Source organism: Pirellulaceae bacterium (assembly GCA_029243025.1).
GTDB lineage: Bacteria > Planctomycetota > Planctomycetia > Pirellulales > Pirellulaceae.
Window position 1 is genome coordinate 42,311 of the sequence record JAQWSU010000014.1, and the last position, 20,150, is coordinate 62,460.

Here is a 20,150-nt window from a genome sequence, read left to right on the forward strand (position 1 = left end):
ATTTCACCTTAGCTTGAGGTTTGGGTCCTGAAATCTTGCATGAAATCACGCAATGCAATTATGCCATCCAACGGCATCGCGTTGTAGATCGAAGCGCGAATACCGCCAACACTCCGATGTCCTTTGAGGCTGACCAACTTTCGAAGAGCGGCTTCTGCAATGAATTGATTCTGGATTTCATCCGACGGCAAGCGAAAGGTTACATTCATCAGCGAACGACTGCCGGAAGCCGCATGGCCTTGGTAAAAACCATTACTTTGGTCAATCACTTCGTAAAGCATCGCTGCCTTTTTCTGATTTAATTCGTGCATTATCGCCAAACCGCCAATCTCCTCCAGTAACCACCGAGCGACCAGATTCACGAGGTAGATCGAAAAAGTGGGCGGAGTGTTGTACATCGAGTCATTTTCGGAGTGCAGCCGATAGTTCAAATAGCCGGGCAGAGAATCAGCTCCACGATCTAATAAGTCGTCACGAATAATAACAATCGTGACACCAGCGGGGCCCGCATTTTTTTGCGCACAGGCATAAATCAAGCCGTATTTGTCGATCGGAAGAGGGCGATGTAGGAAGTCCGAAGATGCATCGCATACCAGTGGACTGTCGCCAGTTGTCGGTTCAGAGGAAAACTGGACACCCTCGATCGTTTCATTGGAAGTGATGTAGGTGTAAGGAGAACCTGCGGTTAATTGCAACTCTTTTTCGTCAGGGACACGCTGATAGCCATCGGCTTTCCCATCCCATGCCACGTGGACCGTTCCTTCTTTTTGAGCCTCTGCCAATGCTTTTTTGCCCCAGGAGCCTGTGACAACATAATCGGCTGGAGTTTTTGAGCCACGCAGGAAATTCATGGGGACCATCGAAAACTGCAGCCGTGATCCACCTTGGAGGTAGAGCACCTTATAATTTTTCGGAATGTCGAGCAGTTTTGTGAGATGGTGAGTCGTGGACTCGAGTATCTGCACGAATTCTCGGCTACGGTGGCTGATCTCCAACACTGAAGCCCCAGCACCCGGAAAACAGAGCATTTCCTGCTGAGCCTGCTGGAGGACCGGAACCGGGAGAGTTGCCGGGCCAGCGGAAAAGTTGAAGACACGTGTTTTCGACGGGTCGCTGACAGTTGCCATAGGGCGAGTACCTGAGAAGGGGGGGAGGGCTGATGCGATCTCGGGGCTTGATCTCGAGTCATTGCAGCAAAACCGCTGATTCTATTCGCTGATCGACAGGAATAGAAGGACCGACAAACTGATTGTTGGTCCAGGCTGAGGCTGGTTGGAATCGGTCGATTTCTACGCTAACGCGTCGTCCAACCTTGCTGGTTCTGAACGGTTCGAGTTCCACCCGGCGGAGTTACCGCGCCGGTGCTGATTTGCTGTTGGACGGATGCCATTCGCTGTGCCACGCCCGGTTGGTAATTATTGAGATGGTAAGCCTGTTGATAGTTGTTCAAGGCTTGGGCCAGTTGTCCATCCTGCTCACGAAGTCGTGCCAGAGCTGACCAGGCTCGTGCATTGGTGGGATCGACGTCAATCGCGTCTGTCAGATACTGCTTGGCACGCTCCGTCTCACCAAATTCTTCCGATAATCGAGCCATTTCTATCCGCGCATCGGCCATTTGCGGATTGCGAGCCGACCAACGCTCCAGCAGTGTGAAGGCGCTTTGGGGGCGATTTGTGTCAACAAGTAAAACGGCCAGTGCGCGATGGCAAGCCACATGATTAGGATCAAGGTCCAAGCAGCGATTGTAAAGTGCTTCGGATTCTTGCAGCATGCGGGGATCCTGTTTTTGTTTCCCCATGTAGTGGTAGGCCGCGCCTAAGTTGTAAAACGAATCAGGATTTGATGGATTGTCTGAAAGTGCTTTTTCGAAATTCTGAATGGCGGCTTGTGGTTGCCCTTGCTGAAACTGTTCAACTCCCTGCACGTTCTGATTGGTTCCTGCCGAGTGGCAGCCTGCCAGAGTTAATGCGCCAACCAACCAGCTAAACTGTAGAACAGTAATTCTCAAGCGATGGCTCAAGCGATGGTGCGATTGATTCCTCACGAATCCAATCCCTTTATCTGGTCGATGAAGCGAAAAACGTCAAAAGCAATCTTCTGTGGGTTTGCTCTTGCCGTTGTGTGAACTGTTTGTGACTTGTGAACGCGGGTGTTGCCACTCTCTGTCGATTAAAGATCAAGCACACCGAACGTTGAAATAATTGGGAGTCGCGCGGAAGAATAACGCGAAACTCAGACCAGTTCAATAGCTATCACGATCGAGAAGGAATGATTGAGTCGAGCGATGAGACCAGCGGGGTCAAGATGGCGTTTCGGCGCGATCCATCGCGCTCGAGCCAATTCAAGTAAGCCAGCGATGCTGGCAATGAGTTGCTTACACTGCTTCGAATTCTTCGGCCGCAACGAGTTCCGCTTCTTCGGCCGATGGGCTGCTTTCTGGTTCAAGCATCACGGGGATGCCGTCTGCCATTTTGAGATACCCAAGGTCGCGAACAACCTCAAGGATCTCACTGCAGGTGGGAAACATACGACCGTTTGCACGCTTGTATTCGTCAAGTGCGTGCATGAATTCGATTTCGTCATTTGTGTAATCCCGTTCGCACGTCGTCGGATCAATTTGGCGTCTTCGTTGGACTTTACGCCTTTCGTTTTTCTCGGGTTGCTCGGACTCTGTTTCGAGTGAAACGGACTCCAATACGGTTTCAATGGCTTCCGTATCGTCCTGGGCAGGTGTGTCGTCCTGGGCAGGTGTATCGTCCTGGGCAGGTGTGTCACGACGGGCCGAACGACGTCGGCAGACTTTTACCTCGTCATCTGGCGTCGCTTTCTTGGTTGATTTGGGCTTTGTTTGTCGCTTTGTGGTCGTTTTGGTTTTTGCCACCGCTGGAACCCCTCATGCAAAGGTGGAGGATCAGTAACTCTGTGAAGGTGGAAATCGTCTTCTCCATTGGAAAAATACACTATTTACGAAGACTGTCCTGATATGACAAAGCTGAATGGTTCAACAAATCTTGTGGTTTCGCGAAAGATGACGGAATTGACGGATATTCCGGGCGGGATTCCATGGAATCTGCTGCGAGATGGGAGCCGGATGACCTTTTTGGTGCTCCGTGAGGCAGCCAAGCCGCACCGCTGAGAGCGGGGGCCAATGGTCCCAATTGGACTAACCGAGCAAGCCGGATCGGGACATGTTGGAAGCTTGTGGCTCTGAACTCGCTTGAGGACGGCTGCTACCGGGCCAAGTCTGTCTAAGTACATTGAGCGTACTGGACATCGAGTTAGTAAGCGGTTGGATGCCTCCGCTTACCCCTTCCAGCCACTGCAGTTCTCTCATTCGCGGCTCGTCCGGCAGATATTGTCTGACTTTCATGATTTCCGACACCAAGTTCGAACTCGTCGTTCGGGAGCTCACGACCCGCTGATCCGCAGGGCGAAGCGTGGGAGAGTGGGTGGTATGGCGTTCGGCTTGAACAGGTGGAACGGCTGCCGTAGACGCCTGTTTTATCAGTTGTGGAATGAAAACCGCCAGCAATAGGAGGGCGGCGGCGATTCCAGTTATTCCCCACGAAGGGATCCCAGTTGTTGATTCTTGTGCCGGCTGTATCACATCGGATCGGAGTTTCAACTGTCCAAACAATAGTTGCTGAGTCTCCAGTAACGAGCCGCAATCGGGGCATTTGTCGGCGTGCTTTTTCAGGGTCGGATCCTGTTCTGGTCGACATCGCTCATCAAGCAGTCTGTTAAGCTGTCGGTCGAATTGCTCACAGTTCATCGGGTTATCCCTGGATCGCGTCACGATGCTGTAATTGACGAATGATTTCTTGCCGACCACGGTGGACCCAGGTCTTAATGGTTCCAACGGGCCGATTCATTTCCGAAGCAATCTGCTCGTAACTCAGCTGGCGTTGATGAAATGATTCAAAAGCCTCTCGCCAATCGGGCCTAAGGTTGGTCAAGATTCGATCAAGTTCTTCATTCAGTTGGGCAGCTTTTTGTTGTTCGGTGTCTCGCTGATCGGTCGCCCAACCATCGTACATCGGTTCAGTGCAGGGACGAAGCTTTCGTTTTGCCAGGTGAGTTCGGCATCGATTGGCGGCGATGGTCAGAAGCCAGGGTTCAAATTCACGTGTTGAATCCCAACGCGCCAGATTCCGCGAGACTCGCACAAAGGTTTCCTGGACGACATCTTCGGCATCCTGCCATTGCCCCAGCATCCGATAGCACAAGGCGAAAACACGACCGCGAAAACGACCCACAAGACGCATCATGGCGAGTGGGTCGTCGTCCGCCAAGCAGTCAGTTACGAGTTGACGAATTTCTGTTGACACCAAACCTCTCCTTCACATCGAAACGCAATTTTCTCTGCTTTGATCCTTCGCCTCAGCCTCCCATTTTAGCCGCGATTAAAAAACTTCCGCAACATCTGTGCGGCAGCTTCCTGCGTGTCTTTCGGGGCATTTTTTGTTGGCTTGCGAGGCAGTTTGCCGGTGTCTGAAGAACTCGATTTGTCGCTGGGCTTTTCTTCGGACGGATCATCGTTTTCCGCCGCTTTCGCTACATCTAAGTTCAAATCCGTGTCGTCAAGCTTGTACTCACGCGTCTCCGGAGCAGCAAGACTGGCGGATGAATTATCATCTTCGGCTTCTTCCAGCCAATCGCCAACCATGCCGGCCATCTCATCTTCGGTCGAATCACCCGCTTCCGCTTTGGTGGGCTCGGGTTGCGTTGAACGAACTCCCTCGACTTGGGTCACTAGGAATTCGAGCGGACCTACTCGTAGCTGATCGCCCATCTGGATCCGATGGACGCCTTCAATTTGAGTTCCGTTGACGAAGGTGCCATTGCGACTTCCCAAATCGCGAATTGTCGCTCCATTTTCTTCGACCGTGATGGCGCAATGCTTGCGACTGATCGCGTCGCTGTTGGCGCGAAGATTGCATTCTTCGGATCGGCCAATGAAAAAGCGAGGACCTCGGACGGCAACCTCTTTGCCTGAACTCGCTCCGCGCAGCACCTTCAACTTGACGCTCATATTCGATATTCCTCTAGGAGCCAGCTACCCATCACGCCGCATGGCGAATCAATAGCGTGCTTTCCCTACGGTGCGCGGGCTAAGCTGCATTCATCGAGCAAACCGGAAATTTGACCCTTGCAGACTGCCCTTTAGCTTAGATGGCCGGTCAATTGATCGCTAGAAAAAAACACTAAATCGGGGGGATGAGATAAGATATATGAATCCGCCCAAATCAAATCGAATACGTTTGCGATCACAACCTGCTTATTTGTTCTACCACCATGCTTTGATTGAGGAACTTCGTCTAGGAGAGGGAACATATCAGATTTCCCCGCGGAGTCTATATTAAAAGCATTCGAGGCATGCTGTGCCTGATCTTTTCGCTTTGGCCAACCTCCTAAGCATTCAGCTCGAAATAGAGATCTTGGTTGGTCTGTATGGATTCATGACGCATAAGCATCTGAACGTCAAACAACGAAACACCAGTATGGACCAATCTTTGCCCGAAACATGCAACGAAGATCTTGGGCACTGGTGTACGTTCCATCGTTGTTGGTAACTATACCAGACGTTTTGACAATTGCACACATTAGGTCGCCGATTCGATCGGTCAGATGGGCGGTTTCCGCAACTCATTCTTGGGTCGAGTCAGTGTCCGATTGGGTTGCCAGGATCAAGTCACTTCTTCAAGAATGCAGGAAAACTGATCTCTTCTGTCAGTTGTCGTTCTTGTTGGGTGCCCGCCGGGAAGGCATTTGGATCTGAATGCTTTTCGGTATACCCGATGAATTCCCGAGGGCTTCGCCGATCGTTGGATCGACCGCATTGAGCGTTTGCACGCCTTCAGTGTCGATCAGCGCACGATTTTTGACGCGCCTTGACTTGAGCGTTAATGCCCCGGATTTGTTGAGGGAGCCATGTTCGATGATCCGCCCGCTTGGCTCGGCCAATCGGTCTGTTCGATCAGCGTTTCTGATTCCAGCGTTGGGTGCCGAATTTCGATTGGCCGATCTCGAGGCTTCGCTGATGCTCTGATTTTGAAAGGCGCTGCGACTGTAACTGCAGGCCAAGCCGCTCTGCAAGCATTTCCTGCCACTGCTCGATTAGCTCCTCGGCTTGAACTGACTTTGCCAGTTCGTTGATTCCAGGCAATTGGGGAGCAAACTGGGACTGCTGCAGTAAGATGCTTCCGTGTTGCAGAATCGCCTGCTGATATTTTCTCTGGGCACTGCCCATCACCTTATGATCATTGAGCAAGACGTCTCCGACAGTTTGTCGTTGGAAACAGAGGAAGGGGGAAGTCCCCGTCGGAATCGGTGTGGAACAACGGGTGGCAGTGATGTCGAATGTGGCGAGTGCTTGGATGAGCGAATTGTGAAATCCGTCGTAGAGCTGTTGCTGTTGTTCCGCGGGACGACCGGCTTGGGGTGTGGCAAAACTGTAGGTCAATTCGAGATCGTGTAGAATTGCTCCGCCCCCCGATGCTCGACGCAACCAAGGGCATGTTTGGCTTTCCTGGTGTTCAACCCGTTGTTGAAAGGGCTGAAAATAGCCGAGCGAAAGAGTGGGTTTCGACCATTGATAAAATCTCAAGGTCGTTTTTCCGATCGCCGCCTGCTCGAGTAAAGTTTGGTCGACAGACATGTTCCATCCACCGTCAGCAGGAGCTTCACGAACCAATCGACAGTCGGTCATTTTTACCCGATTAGCTTTGGGGATCGGTCAACTCAGGGGACCATTTCATGATCGGTTGTCTCGCGGCACGAACTTCGTCGGGACGACTGACAACCGTTGTGTGGGGAGCTTGGTGGAGAAGCTCTGTCGGTTCCTCGGTGACTCGGAACAGTGTTTCTGCGAAGGCATCCATCGATTCTTTGCTTTCCGTTTCCGTCGGCTCGATCATCAGGCACTCAGGGACAGTGAGTGGGAAATAAACGGTGGGTGCATGAAAACCATGGTCGAGCAATCGTTTGGCTAAATCCATGGCGCTGACTTGGCGATCTTTTTTTAATTCGGAGGCGGTGGCGACAAATTCATGCATGCAGGATTCGCCATGCGGTACCGGCAAAATATGCTTTACACGACTGCGAAGGTAGTTCGCGTTCAAAACGGCGTTCTTCGAGACATTTCGCAGGCCGTCAGGACCATGCGATCGAATGTAGGCGTAGGCCCGCACCAACACACCCACGTTACCAAAAAAGCTTCGCATGCGGCCAATGGATTGAGGTTGGTCGTGATTGAGATGGTAACCATCTGCCGTTTTTTCGATTGTCGGCGATGGAAGGAACGGTGCCAGCTTTTCGGTGACACAGATCGGCCCGGCTCCAGGGCCGCCGCCGCCATGTGGCCCGCTAAATGTCTTGTGTGGGTTGAAGTGCATCATGTCTGCACCAAAATCACCGGGACGTGTGATGCCCAGGATCGCATTCATGTTGGCACCGTCCAAATAGATCAATCCACCGACCGCGTGAATCTTCTCAGCAATCTGTTTCACTTGGCGATCGAACAAACCGAGCGTGCTGGGGTTGGTAATCATGAAGACGGCGACTTGATCGTCAACTTTTGCCGCGAGATCTTCCACGTCGACGTAGCCTTCGGCGTTGCTCCGGACAGTGATCGTCTCGAAACCGGCCATGCGGGCGCTAGCCGGATTCGTGCCATGGGCGCTGTCGGGTGAAAGGACTTTGGTTTTCTTTTGACCCCGTTCGCGGAAGTAAGCCGCGGCGACCATGAGAGCACACAACTCCCCTTGAGCACCGGCCGCTGGCTGCAGTGACACGCCTGGCAGTCCGGAAATCTCAGCGAGGTCCAATTGCAGTTCGTAGAGTAACTCGAGCATGCCCTGGACGGTTTCATCGGATTGATAGGGGTGGAGATCAACCAAGCCGTGCAGACTGGCTAGCCGCTCGTTGCGTTTTGGGTTGTACTTCATGGTGCACGAACCGAGCGGATAAAAATGAGTGTCCACTGACATGTTCAGTGTCGAAAGATTCGTGAAGTGCCTGACGACGTCAGGTTCGGCCAGTTCAGGGAGGTCTGGCATCGATGTGGCCAAGGCGGATTTCGGCAGCAACTGTTCAGCCGTTTCACCCGGAACATCACAGACCGGAAGATTCGCTCCTTCCCGACCTGACTTGGATAGTTCGAACAGCAATTGGGTGGCTTGGCGGTTACGCATGGCTGGCGGTTTCCAGTTGGGTTGCATTGGTCAGCGTCCGTGACCACAAATCGATTTCGGCGCGAGTTCGTTGTTCGGTGACGGCGACGAGGAAGCAGTCGCTCAATTCGGGATACCATCGGCCCAGAGATATACCGGCCAGCAGGCCGGCGGAGGCAGCATCTCCGAGCAATTGGTCGACCTGGCCCTGTCGATCGCGAACCACAAATTCTTTGAAGAATGGGGCCGCAAACTTCAACTCAAACCGATCGTTTCCAGTGAGTTTATCCGCCGCATAGTGGGCTTTTCGAAGGCTCAAGTCGGAAACGGCACGCAGTCCGTGTGGTCCTAACGCTGCCAGGTAAACGCTTGCTCTCAACGCGAACAGGCCCTGATTGGTACAGATGTTGCTTGTAGCCTTGTCGCGACGAATATGTTGCTCACGCGTTTGTAGCGTCAACACCCAGCAGCGTTTCCCCCTTCGGTCGACCGTTTGGCCAGCGATTCGTCCGGGTAGCCGTCGGACAAACTTTTCGCGGCAGGCCATAATGCCCAGGTAGGGCCCGCCGAACGACATTGGACTGCCGAGCGACTGGCCTTCGGCCACAACGATGTCGGCACCTAGATCTCCAGGCCGACGCAATAGTCCCAGGCTAATCGGGTCGACTGCGACCACCAGCAAGGCACCTTGGGCGTGTGCTGCCTCGGCCAATTGTTCGACCTCTTCGAGTTGTCCGAAGAAGTTAGGGTGCTGGACGAGCACGCAGGCCGTTTCACTGTCAATGGCTGCTGCAATCGCCTCGATCGAAGCGACTCCTCCGGGGCAGGGCACCGTTTCCACCTTTGTACCCAGATTGGTTAGGTAGGTTGAGAGGATTTCCCGGTATTCGGGATGGACCGTTTCTGGGACAACAACTTTCTGGTCTCGTCGCGTGACGCTGATGCTCATGAGGGCCGCTTCGGCGGCCGCGCTACCACCGTCATAAAGACTGGCATTCGATACATCCATCCCTGTGAGTTGGCAGATCAATGTTTGGTACTCAAACATTGCTTGAAGGTTGCCTTGGCTCACCTCGGGTTGGTAGGGCGTGTAGGAGGTGAATATTTCGCCGCGTGAGCTGATCGCATCAACAACCGCAGGAATAAAGTGATCGTAGCTGCCGCCACCAAGAAAGCAGGGGGCTTGGCCGGGAGGCAGGTTCTTTTCGGCCAAAGCCGACATGTGTTGTGTAAGCTCCAGTTCTCCCATGGCGGCTGGAATCTCGAGATCACCTTGAAAGCGAATTTCTGCGGGGATCGCTTCAAATAATTGTTCGATAGATTCGACACCGATCGCCTCGAGCATGGCTCGCTGGTCTTCTGGTGTGTTGAACATGTATGCCATTGGGATTGATCCCCTTTACAGGGCGTGAAATTGGGTCAAACAATAAAGTCCGTTTGGTGCCGTTCTCGGTTTTCGGCGGCGCCTCCGGCAACAGTTGGAATTATAGCGCCTACGACTCTTCCGCACATTGCGTGGTGTAGGCCGCCTCGTCGAGCAATTGGCCGACTGCCGACTCATCGGTGACTTTGACTTTGATGACCCATCCGCTGCCGTAGGGGTCTTCACTGAAAGTTTCTAGCTTGTCGGCCAGGCTTGTGTTGACTTCAACGACCTCTCCCGTAACTGGGCTGTACAGGTCGCTGACAGCCTTCACGGACTCGATTTCACCGAACGACTCGCCACTGGTCACTTGGCGACCCACTGCCGGCAATTCGATATAGACCAAGTCGGTCAGTTGTTCGACTGCGAACGACGAGATGCCGATTGTGGCCAGTTTTCCACCCTCGACGTCCTCAAGATGAACCCACTCGTGCGTCTTGTTATACAGCAGATCTTTGGGATTCACGTGATCAAACCTTTCCTAAGAGCGTTGGTAAAATGGCAAGGCAACGACCTCGGCAGATTCTTGTCTTCCGCGAATATCGATCGCCAACTTGGTTCCGACGGTCGCGTGGTCCGGTTGGACGTAGGCCATCGCAATGGGGTGTTGAAGCGTAGGGGAAAAAGTTCCGCTGGTGACTTCTCCAATCGGATGATTGGATTTATCAACGACTGGATAGTGTTGCCGCGGAACTCGTTTGCCTGCCAATTTCAAACCGATTCGGACAGGAAGCGACGGGTCATTGGTTTCTCGTTGGATCGCATCATGGCCGGGAAATTGTCGACCTTTCAGATTGATTGCGAATGGTAATCCCGCTTGGATCGGATTAATTTGGTCTGTCAATTCGTGGCCGTACAACGGCATGGCGGCTTCCAGTCGCAGCGTATCTCGAGCGCCCAGGCCGGCTGCGACCAATCCGAGAGATTTGCCCGCGGTCATCAACTGGCTCCACAAATCAACGGCTGCCTCCGATGGCACCACCAACTCAACTCCGTCTTCACCTGTGTAGCCGGTGCGACTCACCACCCAGCCCTGGCCGTTGACGGAAATCATTTGGCCGCTGAAATATTTCAGCGCCCTCAAGTCCGTCTTGATCACCTGTTCGGCGATCGCCAAGGCTTGTGGTCCTTGAATCGCGATCATGGCCGAATGAAGTGTTTGATCGATCCAGGACACATCCAAGTCGCGTGGCTGATGTTGGCGAATCCAATCCGTGATTTTTTGGCGATTGCTGGCGTTAACGACGAGCCCGTAGAACGAGCTTTGGTCAGGTTGTTGCAAGTGATAGACCAGTACGTCATCAAGAATTCCGCCATCGTCCTGAGTCATCAAGCTGTAGCGGATTCGACCGGGGCTGAGATCTGAAACACGGCGAGTCGTTAGTCGGTCGAGAAATTTTGCCGCGTCTTTGCCGTCGAACCGCAATCGGCCCATATGGGAAACGTCAAACAGGGAGGCGTGTTGGCGGGTGGCCAGATGTTCCGTTGTGATCGACCCATATTGGACAGGCATCGACCAGCCGGCGAAATCAACCATCTTGCCGCCGTGCGCAACGTGCCACGCGTGTAACGGAGTCTCAGCCAGAGAGCAAGTCATTGCAATTCCGTTCGCTCGGAGTGCCGAAATGGCCATCGTTCGATAGTGAGTTTGCTTGTCGCCGAGGCCCTGTTGCGGGGACTCACCTGACGGCCCCGATTGTACCCGATTAGCGATGAATCGCTAGGGGCTCGATGGGCCGCATCCGATATCAGAAAGGCGATTACCGCCGTTTTTTTCGCTTTCCCTTTCCCCGTGACCGGCTGGCATTTTTTGACGCGGCTTTGCGATTCTTGCTGTCACGTTTCAAGCTGTTCGACCCTCCCGATTGCCGTTGTTTCGTTGCTTGTTGAGGGCCCGTTTGCGAAGCCGTTATTTTCTCGATGACGTCAAAGTCCAATTCACGCCGATCCAGATCAACGCGTGCAATGCGGACCTTGAGGAGGTCTCCAAGTCGAAAACTGTTTTCCTCGCGGTGGCCGATGAGAGCGTGTATCGATCCGTCAAAGTAGTAGTCGTCCGGCGGTAGCGAATCGACATGAATCAGGCCTTCGGCCGGGATCTCAACGCCTTGGGCGAAGACGCCAAAGTCTTCGACGCCGGTGATCACGACTTTCATCGTTTCACCAATTCGCTTCGAGAAATAATTGAGCAACTTTAATTTGATCAATTCTCGCTCGGCAGCTTCCGCCCGTTGTTCACGCTGCGAACAGTGTTCGCCTTCATTCATCAAGTGATCGGCATCGGTGTGGGGGCTCTTATTACGGATAATCGAATCCATCAAGCGATGAATCGTGAGATCCGGGTAGCGTCGGATTGGCGACGTGAAGTGGCAGTAGTGTTTGGCCGCCAACGCATAGTGCCCTGAATCCTGCGGGCTGTAGACAGCCTTTTGCATGGATCGTAACACGGCGTAATTAACGGCCTGTCCGATTGAGGCGCCATTCAGTTCCTGAAGGACCCGTTGGATCTCAAAGCGATTTTGTAAATCATCGCAAGGGATTCCCAGTTCACGCACGAATTCCGTCAACGTAGCCAGTTTTTTGGGGTCCGGCGTTTCGTGAACACGGCGAAGAAACGGGAGCTGGTCATCAGACAAGCGTTCGGCCACGGCTTCATTGGCCGCCAACATGAACTCTTCGATGATCTGGTGGCTTTCGGTGTGTTCGATTTTACGAGCACCTTTAACTTTGCCTTCACTATCCAGCTTGATTTTTATCTCGGGGAGTGACAATTCGATACTGCCACGCTCGTGCCGTCGCTTTCGTAAAATCATTGCCAGCTGATACATGTTTTTCAGCAAGTTAAATACATCGGAATCAAGTTTGCGATGCCAGTTAATCGGATTTTCGAGGTAGTCGTCGACCTCTTCATAGCTGAATCTTTGTTTGCTTTTGATGGCCGCGGAGCAGAAGTCGGTGGCAACCCGTGCCCCGTCGGCTGTGAATTCGATGAAGGCGGTTTTGGTAAACCGGACCTGGTCCGGTTGCAAACTTGCCAGATGATTCGAGATGATTTCCGGAATCATCGGAATCACTCGATCGGGCAAGTAGACGCTCGTGGCCCGATCGCGAGCTTCGCGGTCGAGCGCCGTATTGGGTTTCACAAAGTGCGAGACGTCGGCGATATGAACACCAAGCCGAAAGTGTCCATTTTCCAGCTTTTCCAGTGAGATTGCGTCGTCAAAGTCTCTCGCGTCTGCCGGGTCGATGGTGATCACGGTGGTAGCGGTGAGATCCGTACGATCTGCGAGTGTTTCAGGGTCGAATGCTTCGGCTTCTCCTCGAGCAACTTCGAGCACCTCTTCTGGAAAGCCATCGGGTAAGCAGAACTGGCGGAGGACGGTCAACGTATCGACCCCCGGTTGGCCATGTTTTCCCAAAACCTCGGTGATCACTCCCTCGCCCGGCTGCGTCGAGGACGGGTAGCGGATCAACTCGATGACCACTTTATCGTCTGGCTGGGCATTCTTGGCCCCCGGATCACCGACCGCAATTGGTGCAGGGAATTCGCCGCCATCGATTTGCACCAACCCAACCTCAGAACGTTCGAAATAAGTGCCGACGAACTGTTTGACTCCCCGTTCGACGACTTGCAGGATTTCGCCGCTGATTTTAGAGCCGCCTTGACTTGTTCGCCGGCGACTGGTGCGCACACGGACAAGGTCACCCGTGGCCGCATCTTTGGTCTTTACGGCCGGAATAAAGATGTCGTCGGCGCGGCCCATGGCACGCTTCGTGCCCTTGGGGCGGACGAATCCGTAACCGGCATAGTTGCGTCGAAAGGTCCCGAGCACTTCATCAGTGCGTTGGCTGCCTGCGCCTTCGACCAAATGGTTCTTGCCGTAGCGAAGTTCACCTCGCTTGGCCAACTTTTTGATCGCTCGCTTCAAGTCCTGATGTTGCGACTTGTGGATGCCGATTTGTTTCGCGATGACGCGAGGTTTTACCGGTCGGTAGTTGGGACGACTGATATGGCGTAGGACGAGACGTTCTAGATCCTGGGCGCTCATTTGGCCTCCTAGTGACGGGTTCCCTGATGACTGGCCCCCTGATGACTGGCCCTCTGATGACTGGCCCCCTGATGACTGGCCCCCTGATGACTGGCCCCCTGATGACTGGCCCCCCTAATGACTGCTGGCGATCGTCACCATCTTGGGGGAGGTATTTATGGAGCCTTGAACAGCTTGCGACCAAGGTGCGGATGATAGGTGGTCCAAGCACTGCCTTCGTTTGGATCGTCTCGCATCAATTGGTCGAAGTTGTGCACTTTCGCATCAAGGTCATCCAGATAGTGTAGGACCAAAGCTTCCATTGTCATGGGGACTTTTGGGCTTCCGTATTCTAATTTTCCATGATGGCTGACGATCATATGCTTTAGCTGCATTGCCAAGCCGGCAGGGAATTCTTCACCGGACAATTCGGACACCTCTTGCAGCTTGCGATCGAGAATTGTGACGCCTTGGACCAGGTGCCCCACCATTTGGCCCTCATCCGAATATCCGAGCGCTTTGTCGTAGGTTAATTCGTCGATCTTTCCAATGTCGTGAAGAAACGTTCCCATGACCAACAGGTCATGGTCAACCTGAGGGTAATGCGGACATACTGATTCCACGACTCGAATCAGATGCACGACATGTTCCAGCAGGCCACCCGGATAGGCATGGTGGTGTTTGATACCTGCTGGAGCACGTGAAAACTTCTTCATGAAGCTTTCATCCATTAAGAAACATTCCGCGAGGCTCTTGAGATGAAGGTCTTCCAGGGCACGGAGTGCTTTGCCCAGGGTCCGCTGCAATTCCTCTCGCTGTGCGGATGAAAGATTAACAAAGTCTTCTTCGTTGATACTGCCCGGTTCCGCTTCCTCGATCTGATTGACGATGATTTGTAGATTGCCGTTGTAGATTTGCGAGCTTCCTTGCACCTGCACATAGTCACCGTTGTCAAATGCAAGGTACACGCTGTTGCTGGCATTCCACATCATCGCGTTGACGCTGCCGCTCCGATCAGACAAGCGAAGTTGCAAATAGAGATTCCCATTTCGGTTGGGTCGTAACTGCTTCTCGGATGCGATGAAGACGTCGTCGATGTCTTCGCGATCGCCCAGTTCTTTGAGATAACGCCGTGCCATTAATTGCCCTTTGGGTCTGTTGGATTTGTCGAAGTTGCAGAAACATGCTCGGCACGATGGCCGCGAGAGGAGCACGACCACACCAGACTGCTGCGATTTTAGAGGGCAGTCGGGGGGGCCAACAAGGTGGTCGGAGAGCGGATTCGCCCCATAAACGACTTCCTGTCATCGCTTTTTCGCTTAAACAAAGGCTCGGCTTGCCGATTTTACTACGCCTAACCTAGAATGCCGCCAGTTGATCGCGGCTTTCATCAGTCGTGAAAACCAACTCAGATACAGCTGCTGATGGGCAGCATCGAGGAGTAAGAGAGAATCCATGGCAAAGCAACCTGCCAACGCAATTAATCCCAGTCGGCAAGCGGATTATCCCCAATGGTATCAAGAGGTCATCAAGGCGGCTGATTTGGCAGAGGCCTCCGATGTGCGTGGCTGCATGGTCATCAAGCCCTGGGGCTACAGCTTATGGGAGAATATGCAACAGGTGCTCGACCGCATGTTTAAAGAGACGGGGCATGAAAATGCCTATTTCCCCTTGTTTATCCCGATGCGGTTTTTAGAAAAAGAAGCTGAACACGTGGAGGGTTTCGCCAAAGAATGTGCCGTCGTCACCCATCATCGGCTGGAGCCTGGACCTGATGGCGGTTTGGTTCCCGCAGGCCCGCTCGATGAGCCCCTGATTGTACGACCAACGAGCGAAACGATTATTGGGGCCACCTACGCACGATGGATTCAGTCGTATCGGGATCTTCCCATCTTGATCAACCAATGGGCGAATGTCGTCCGCTGGGAAATGCGGACACGAATGTTTTTGCGGACCGCAGAATTCCTCTGGCAAGAAGGACACACGGCTCACGCGACTCAAGAGGAAGCGATCGAAGAAACGATGCAAATGTTGCGTGTCTACGCCGATTTTGCCGAAAACTACATGGCGATGCCCGTGGTCCAAGGTGAAAAGACCGATGGCGAAAGGTTCCCGGGCGCGGTCGCTACTTACAGTATCGAAGCCATGATGCAGGATCGTAAAGCACTCCAAGCGGGAACCTCGCACTTTCTCGGGCAAAACTTTTCGCGTGCCCAGGAAATTAAATTTCAGGATCAACACGGTCAAGAAGTTTTTGCCTGGACCACCTCCTGGGGAGTCTCCACCCGATTGGTGGGCGGTCTCGTCATGTCTCACTCGGACGACGATGGCTTGGTGTTGCCACCCAAACTAGCTCCCAAGCATGTGGTGATCTTGCCGATCTATCGAAAAGACGAAGAAAAAGCCGCCGTGTTGGAATACTGCAACTCGCTCAAGCAAGAATTGGAACAACAGCCTTATTCAGACGGTCGGGTTCGCGTTCTGATTGACGATCGTGATCTTCGAGGCGGAGAGAAAAACTGGCAACACATCAAACGTGGTGTGCCGCTCCGAATGGAGGTTGGACCTCGGGATGTCAAAAGCAATGCTGTCTTTCTCGCCCGCCGCGACAAAGGTGTGAAGGAAAAGCAGAGTGTGCCGCGAACCGAGATGATCGCCAAGGTTGGCCAACTGTTGGACGAAATTCAAAACGGTCTCTACCAGCGAGCACTTGCTCTCAGAGAAGAAAACAGCTGCCGCATCGAATCGCTCGACGACTTTCGAGCTTACTTTACTGCGAAAGATTCAGATAAACCGGAAATTCATGGAGGATTTGCTTGGTGCCACTGGAGCGAGTCGCCTGAGATGGACCGCTTGCTTAAGGAGATGAAGGTTACGATTCGGTGTGTACCGATGGATGGCAATGAAGAGTCCGGAACCTGTATCTTTACCGGGAAACCGAGCGCCAGGCGAGCTGTCTTCGCGAAAGCCTACTAAGGCTTGTTGAGTCGCTCAATGCGACGTTAAGTTCCCGCTCCTCTCAACAGTGAAGCTTTGCAACATGGCTGAGATTCGTTCCGCTCGACCCGTCGTAATGTTGATTGCCGTTTGTAGCCGCTACGAGCAGGCATTGGATTGGGCTGCTCAACGGGCTGAAACGGAATTTGGTCCGATTGAGTTGCGAAGTCCCGCCTTTGAATTTAATCAAACCGAATACTATCAGGCCTCCATGGGAGCTGGACTGAAGAAGCAGTTCCTCGCTCTGCGAAGACTTATTGACCCGGGGCAATTACGTCATGTCAAACGCAGTTCGAATGGCTGGGAAATCGAATATGCGAAACAGACTGATTGGCCGGAAGAACGTCCGCTGAACCTGGACCCGGGCTATGTGTCGGAGGCCAAGCTTGTTTTGGCCTCCACCAAAGATCACTCCCACCGAATTTACCTCGATGATGGGATTTACGCCGAGGTGACACTGCATTACCGGGGCGGTCGCTGGCAGAAATCCGCCTGGACTTATCCGGATTATCAACAGGCGGATTTTCAGGAGTTTTTTCTTCGTTGTCGCGATTTTTTGCGGCTGGAATTGCGTCAATAAAGCTTCTGTCGCGATGATTTTGACGACGAACGGCGGATCATCGGTTGTGTATTTGAAAGGAGAGTCGAACTTGGCCTGCGACTTAGGTTTCCAAGCTCGCACTTCAATGATTACCATGGAGGAAGGCGCGGGGGTCGCGCAAGATTTCTGCCGATGACAGGGAATACCTCATGAAGTCAGTTTTTTTTATTGCCCTTGCGGCAGTGCTACTTGGTGCGGCGGTTGGTGTTGGTTCTTCGGTGTATCAGTTTAATCGTGTCCCGACCTATGCATTTTCAAAGCCTGCGGTGGAAAATGCGCTGAGTTCGCATCAGCAAGTGAGCCAGGATCCGGGTATCGCGAGTTTGGAAGTGATTGGTTCTCGCGAATTCAATTTTGGCGTGATGTCTAAAGAGGAAACTCGCCAACATACCTTCGTCGTCAAGAACGTCGGCGATGGGCCGTTGACACTCCAATTCATCGATAAGTCCTGCCAATGTACCGATGTGACGATGTCCCGTAGTATTGTTCCTCCTGGCGAATTGACGGACGTCACGCTCAGTTGGCAACCCAACAACTACCGCTTTGATTTCAGCCAGATTGCTCGATTCAAGACGAATGACCCATCGATGCAGGAGTTGGATTTGCGGATCAAAGGGCGAGTGCAACAGCTCGTTCGTCCCGTCCCTGCTTCGTTAAGTTTTGATGGCTTGCGAGCCGACCAACAATCTTCTGTGAAGCTTGTTCTGTACGGCTATCGAGACGATGATTTGGAGGTCGAACAGGTTGAATTCCTCAAGGCGGGAACGGCTGATTTCTTCGAAGCAACCGTGAAGCCGTTAGACAGTGAGCAGCTTGCCGAAGAGCCTGGCGCAAAAAGCGGGGCTGCCATTACGGTCACGCTCAAGCCGGGGGTGCCGATTGGAACCTTTTCGCAGCGGATTCGGTTGCGAACGAACCAGACCGAGTTGGAACCGATTGACTTGCCTGTGCAGGGGTCGATTGTTGGGGATATCAGTGTGTTTGGTGCGGGGCTTGACCGTCAGACGGGCGTCCTCGAGTTGGGGGTGCTCAAGGGTAAGCAGTTGCACCAACGGAAGCTGTTTGTTGTCGCCCGGGGGGCGGATTCTGCCAGCGTTGAATTCAAAGTTGTCGAAACTGATCCAGCCGATGTTCTGGAAGCTTCGTTTGACGAGCCGACGTTGGCTGGTGGTCTAAAGAGATACCCGCTTTCGATCCGAATTAAACCGAACGGCGAGATTATTGACCGTACAGGTAGTAAAGTAGGGCCTTTGGGGAGAATCGTGATTGAATCGAACCGCCTAGACTCGCCTAAGTTGAATCTGTATGTCAGTTTTCTCCTCGAAGAGAGTCCCTAGTTTTGCGCCTTTGCCACCATCGCTGGCAAAGGTAGCCAATTAATCTGACCGTTTAGCTTTTGGGTTCCAACTTATGAGTCGCCATCTAACCGTTTTTGTAGCCCTGGCCCTCCTGTCCGTCTTGCTGGTTTCGTCCTGGCAGATCGCTCAGTCTGATGAGACTGCGGCAACAACACGACAAAATGAGTTCGAAGGGTGGCAAAAGCCAGAGGTTGCTCTTTTGATCACCGGACGTCAACACGGCTACATCGAACCGTGCGGTTGCACGGGTCTGGCGAACCAGAAAGGTGGAATGGCCCGCCGTCATTCCTTATTGAAGCAATTGAAAGCAAAAGGATGGGACGTTGTTCCCCTCGATGTGGGAAATCAAGTACGTCGTTTCGGAGCTCAAGCCGCGGCAAAGTTTCTTTCGACGGTGGATGGTCTTCGCGAGATGGAGTACGGAGCGGTGGCGTTTGGTCCCGATGATCTGCGTCTGACACTTGGAGATCTGATTGCAGCGGTGGCCAGCCAGACGGGTGAGTCTGACTTGTTCATTTGTGCCAATGCAAACCCGGCCGGCTTTGTCGAAGGGTTTCGGGTGATCGAAGCGGGGGGGATGCGTATCGGTGTCGCTGCTGTCCTGGGAACGGAGCAACTCGCTCGTGTGACCCAAGAGGACATTTTCAAGAGTGCTCCGATGGAGTCACTGAAGGACACCATGGTGCAAATGAAAGCTGCAAATTGCGATTTCCAGGTATTGCTCTCTCATGCGTCGATTGACGAGTCATCTTTGTTCGCCAAGGCGTTCCCTCAACTGGACCTGGTTGTAACGGCGGGTGGCGCGGGCGAGCCAACATTCAAGCCGCAAGAGATCGCAGGTGCGAAGGCGGTGATGATACAAGCTGGCACCAAAGGCATGTATGCGGGAGTGGTTGGCATCTACAAGCAGGGAGAAGATCGACTCAAGTATCAGCGAATTCCGTTGGATGATCGATTTGAGGATTCAACGGAGATGCTCGACATTCTTGCCGCTTACCAAGATAAGCTGAAGCAGCAAGGCCTTGCCGGTTTGGGCTTATCGCCAGTTGCCCATCCTAGCGGTCGCAAGTACGTCGGTTCGGAAAGCTGTGGCGATTGTCATGTTCAAGCTTATGAGAAATGGCTTGAGACGCCTCATGCTCATGCCACCGATTCGATCTCTCAGCCCACCGAACGAGCAGATATTCCCAGGCATCATGATCCTGAGTGTATCAGTTGTCATGTGACCGGTTGGGACCCCCAGCGTTATATTCCTTACGATTCCGGCTACTTGGATCTTGAAAAATCGGCCCTGTTGCATGGCAACGGTTGTGAGAACTGCCATGGTCCGGGGAGTCAGCATGTGGCGGCCGAGAATGGCGAGATCGAGAATCTTACCGATGAACTCATCGCAAAATATCGCGGGCAGATGCGGTTAGAGATGGGCAAAGCGACCCATGAAAAATGCCTTGAATGTCACGACCTGGACAACAGTCCAGACTTTCACAAGCCGGGTCAATTTGAGGCCTACTGGAAGGAAGTTGCGCACCCGTGGAGTGACTGAGACGCGGTGGCAGCGGCGAGGGAGAGATG

18 protein-coding genes are annotated in these 20,150 nt (G+C 53.1%); 5 read left to right on the forward strand and 13 right to left on the reverse strand.

What is annotated here, in order from left to right; genetic code table 11:
* Window positions 1-8 precede the first annotated feature (8 nt).
* The 3 genes from serC to P8N76_05945 all read right to left on the reverse strand — a co-directional run bounded on the left by serC (window position 9) and on the right by P8N76_05945 (window position 2,881).
* A complete protein-coding gene (serC, locus tag P8N76_05935; GenBank protein MDG2381195.1) occupies window positions 9-1,127 on the reverse strand; it encodes a 3-phosphoserine/phosphohydroxythreonine transaminase in 1,119 nt (372 codons plus the stop codon).
* 167 nt (window positions 1,128-1,294) lie between these two features.
* Window positions 1,295-2,008 carry a tetratricopeptide repeat protein gene (locus tag P8N76_05940; protein ID MDG2381196.1) on the reverse strand — a complete coding sequence of 238 codons (714 nt, stop codon included), beginning with the start codon at window positions 2,006-2,008 and terminating at the stop codon, window positions 1,295-1,297.
* Window positions 2,009-2,374: 366 nt separating this feature from the next.
* Complete coding sequence (locus P8N76_05945; GenBank protein MDG2381197.1) at window positions 2,375-2,881, reverse strand: hypothetical protein; 507 nt, start codon at window positions 2,879-2,881, stop codon at window positions 2,375-2,377.
* A gap of 102 nt (window positions 2,882-2,983) precedes the next feature.
* On the opposite strand from P8N76_05945, the gene P8N76_05950 reads away from it, so the two are divergent.
* Window positions 2,984-3,136, forward strand: a complete 153-nt coding sequence (locus P8N76_05950; protein MDG2381198.1) for a hypothetical protein — start codon at window positions 2,984-2,986, stop codon at window positions 3,134-3,136.
* Between the two features lie 27 nt (window positions 3,137-3,163).
* Here P8N76_05950 and P8N76_05955 read toward each other — a convergent pair whose 3' ends face one another.
* The 10 genes from P8N76_05955 to P8N76_06000 all read right to left on the reverse strand — a co-directional run bounded on the left by P8N76_05955 (window position 3,164) and on the right by P8N76_06000 (window position 14,761).
* Complete coding sequence (locus P8N76_05955; protein ID MDG2381199.1) at window positions 3,164-3,772, reverse strand: hypothetical protein; 609 nt, start codon at window positions 3,770-3,772, stop codon at window positions 3,164-3,166.
* Between the two features lie 4 nt (window positions 3,773-3,776).
* Window positions 3,777-4,328: an RNA polymerase sigma factor gene (locus P8N76_05960; GenBank protein MDG2381200.1), complete on the reverse strand. Its 552-nt coding sequence runs from the start codon at window positions 4,326-4,328 to the stop codon at window positions 3,777-3,779.
* A 65-nt stretch (window positions 4,329-4,393) separates the two neighbouring features.
* Window positions 4,394-5,032, reverse strand: coding sequence for an FHA domain-containing protein (locus tag P8N76_05965; protein MDG2381201.1), 639 nt, complete (start codon window positions 5,030-5,032; stop codon window positions 4,394-4,396).
* Window positions 5,033-5,977: 945 nt separating this feature from the next.
* The gene (locus P8N76_05970; GenBank protein MDG2381202.1) at window positions 5,978-6,709 is read right to left on the reverse strand and encodes a hypothetical protein; all 732 of its coding nucleotides are present in this window, start codon (window positions 6,707-6,709) and stop codon (window positions 5,978-5,980) included.
* A gap of 10 nt (window positions 6,710-6,719) precedes the next feature.
* Window positions 6,720-8,192 (reverse strand): aminomethyl-transferring glycine dehydrogenase subunit GcvPB, encoded by a 1,473-nt coding sequence (gcvPB, locus tag P8N76_05975; protein MDG2381203.1) that lies wholly within the window; start codon window positions 8,190-8,192, stop codon window positions 6,720-6,722.
* Window positions 8,185-9,555 (reverse strand): aminomethyl-transferring glycine dehydrogenase subunit GcvPA, encoded by a 1,371-nt coding sequence (gene gcvPA / locus P8N76_05980; protein MDG2381204.1) that lies wholly within the window; start codon window positions 9,553-9,555, stop codon window positions 8,185-8,187. Before gcvPA ends, gcvPB begins: the two co-directional genes overlap by 8 nt.
* Window positions 9,556-9,664: 109 nt before the next feature.
* A complete protein-coding gene (gcvH, locus tag P8N76_05985; GenBank protein ID MDG2381205.1) occupies window positions 9,665-10,060 on the reverse strand; it encodes a glycine cleavage system protein GcvH in 396 nt (131 codons plus the stop codon).
* Window positions 10,061-10,075: 15 nt separating this feature from the next.
* Window positions 10,076-11,191 (reverse strand): glycine cleavage system aminomethyltransferase GcvT, encoded by a 1,116-nt coding sequence (gene gcvT, locus P8N76_05990; GenBank protein ID MDG2381206.1) that lies wholly within the window; start codon window positions 11,189-11,191, stop codon window positions 10,076-10,078.
* A gap of 163 nt (window positions 11,192-11,354) precedes the next feature.
* The gene (gene rnr, locus P8N76_05995) at window positions 11,355-13,643 is read right to left on the reverse strand and encodes a ribonuclease R (GenBank protein ID MDG2381207.1); all 2,289 of its coding nucleotides are present in this window, start codon (window positions 13,641-13,643) and stop codon (window positions 11,355-11,357) included.
* Window positions 13,644-13,798: 155 nt separating this feature from the next.
* Complete coding sequence (locus P8N76_06000) at window positions 13,799-14,761, reverse strand: HD domain-containing protein (protein ID MDG2381208.1); 963 nt, start codon at window positions 14,759-14,761, stop codon at window positions 13,799-13,801.
* Between the two features lie 316 nt (window positions 14,762-15,077).
* On the opposite strand from P8N76_06000, the gene proS reads away from it, so the two are divergent.
* The 4 genes from proS (at window position 15,078) to P8N76_06020 (ending at window position 20,121) form a co-directional block, all read left to right on the forward strand.
* Window positions 15,078-16,598: a proline--tRNA ligase gene (proS, locus tag P8N76_06005; protein ID MDG2381209.1), complete on the forward strand. Its 1,521-nt coding sequence runs from the start codon at window positions 15,078-15,080 to the stop codon at window positions 16,596-16,598.
* Between the two features lie 64 nt (window positions 16,599-16,662).
* Window positions 16,663-17,199 (forward strand): DUF4416 family protein, encoded by a 537-nt coding sequence (locus P8N76_06010; protein ID MDG2381210.1) that lies wholly within the window; start codon window positions 16,663-16,665, stop codon window positions 17,197-17,199.
* Window positions 17,200-17,369: 170 nt separating this feature from the next.
* Window positions 17,370-18,557 carry a DUF1573 domain-containing protein gene (locus tag P8N76_06015; protein ID MDG2381211.1) on the forward strand — a complete coding sequence of 396 codons (1,188 nt, stop codon included), beginning with the start codon at window positions 17,370-17,372 and terminating at the stop codon, window positions 18,555-18,557.
* Between the two features lie 73 nt (window positions 18,558-18,630).
* The gene (locus P8N76_06020) at window positions 18,631-20,121 is read left to right on the forward strand and encodes a multiheme c-type cytochrome (GenBank protein MDG2381212.1); all 1,491 of its coding nucleotides are present in this window, start codon (window positions 18,631-18,633) and stop codon (window positions 20,119-20,121) included.
* Window positions 20,122-20,150: the final 29 nt, after the last annotated feature.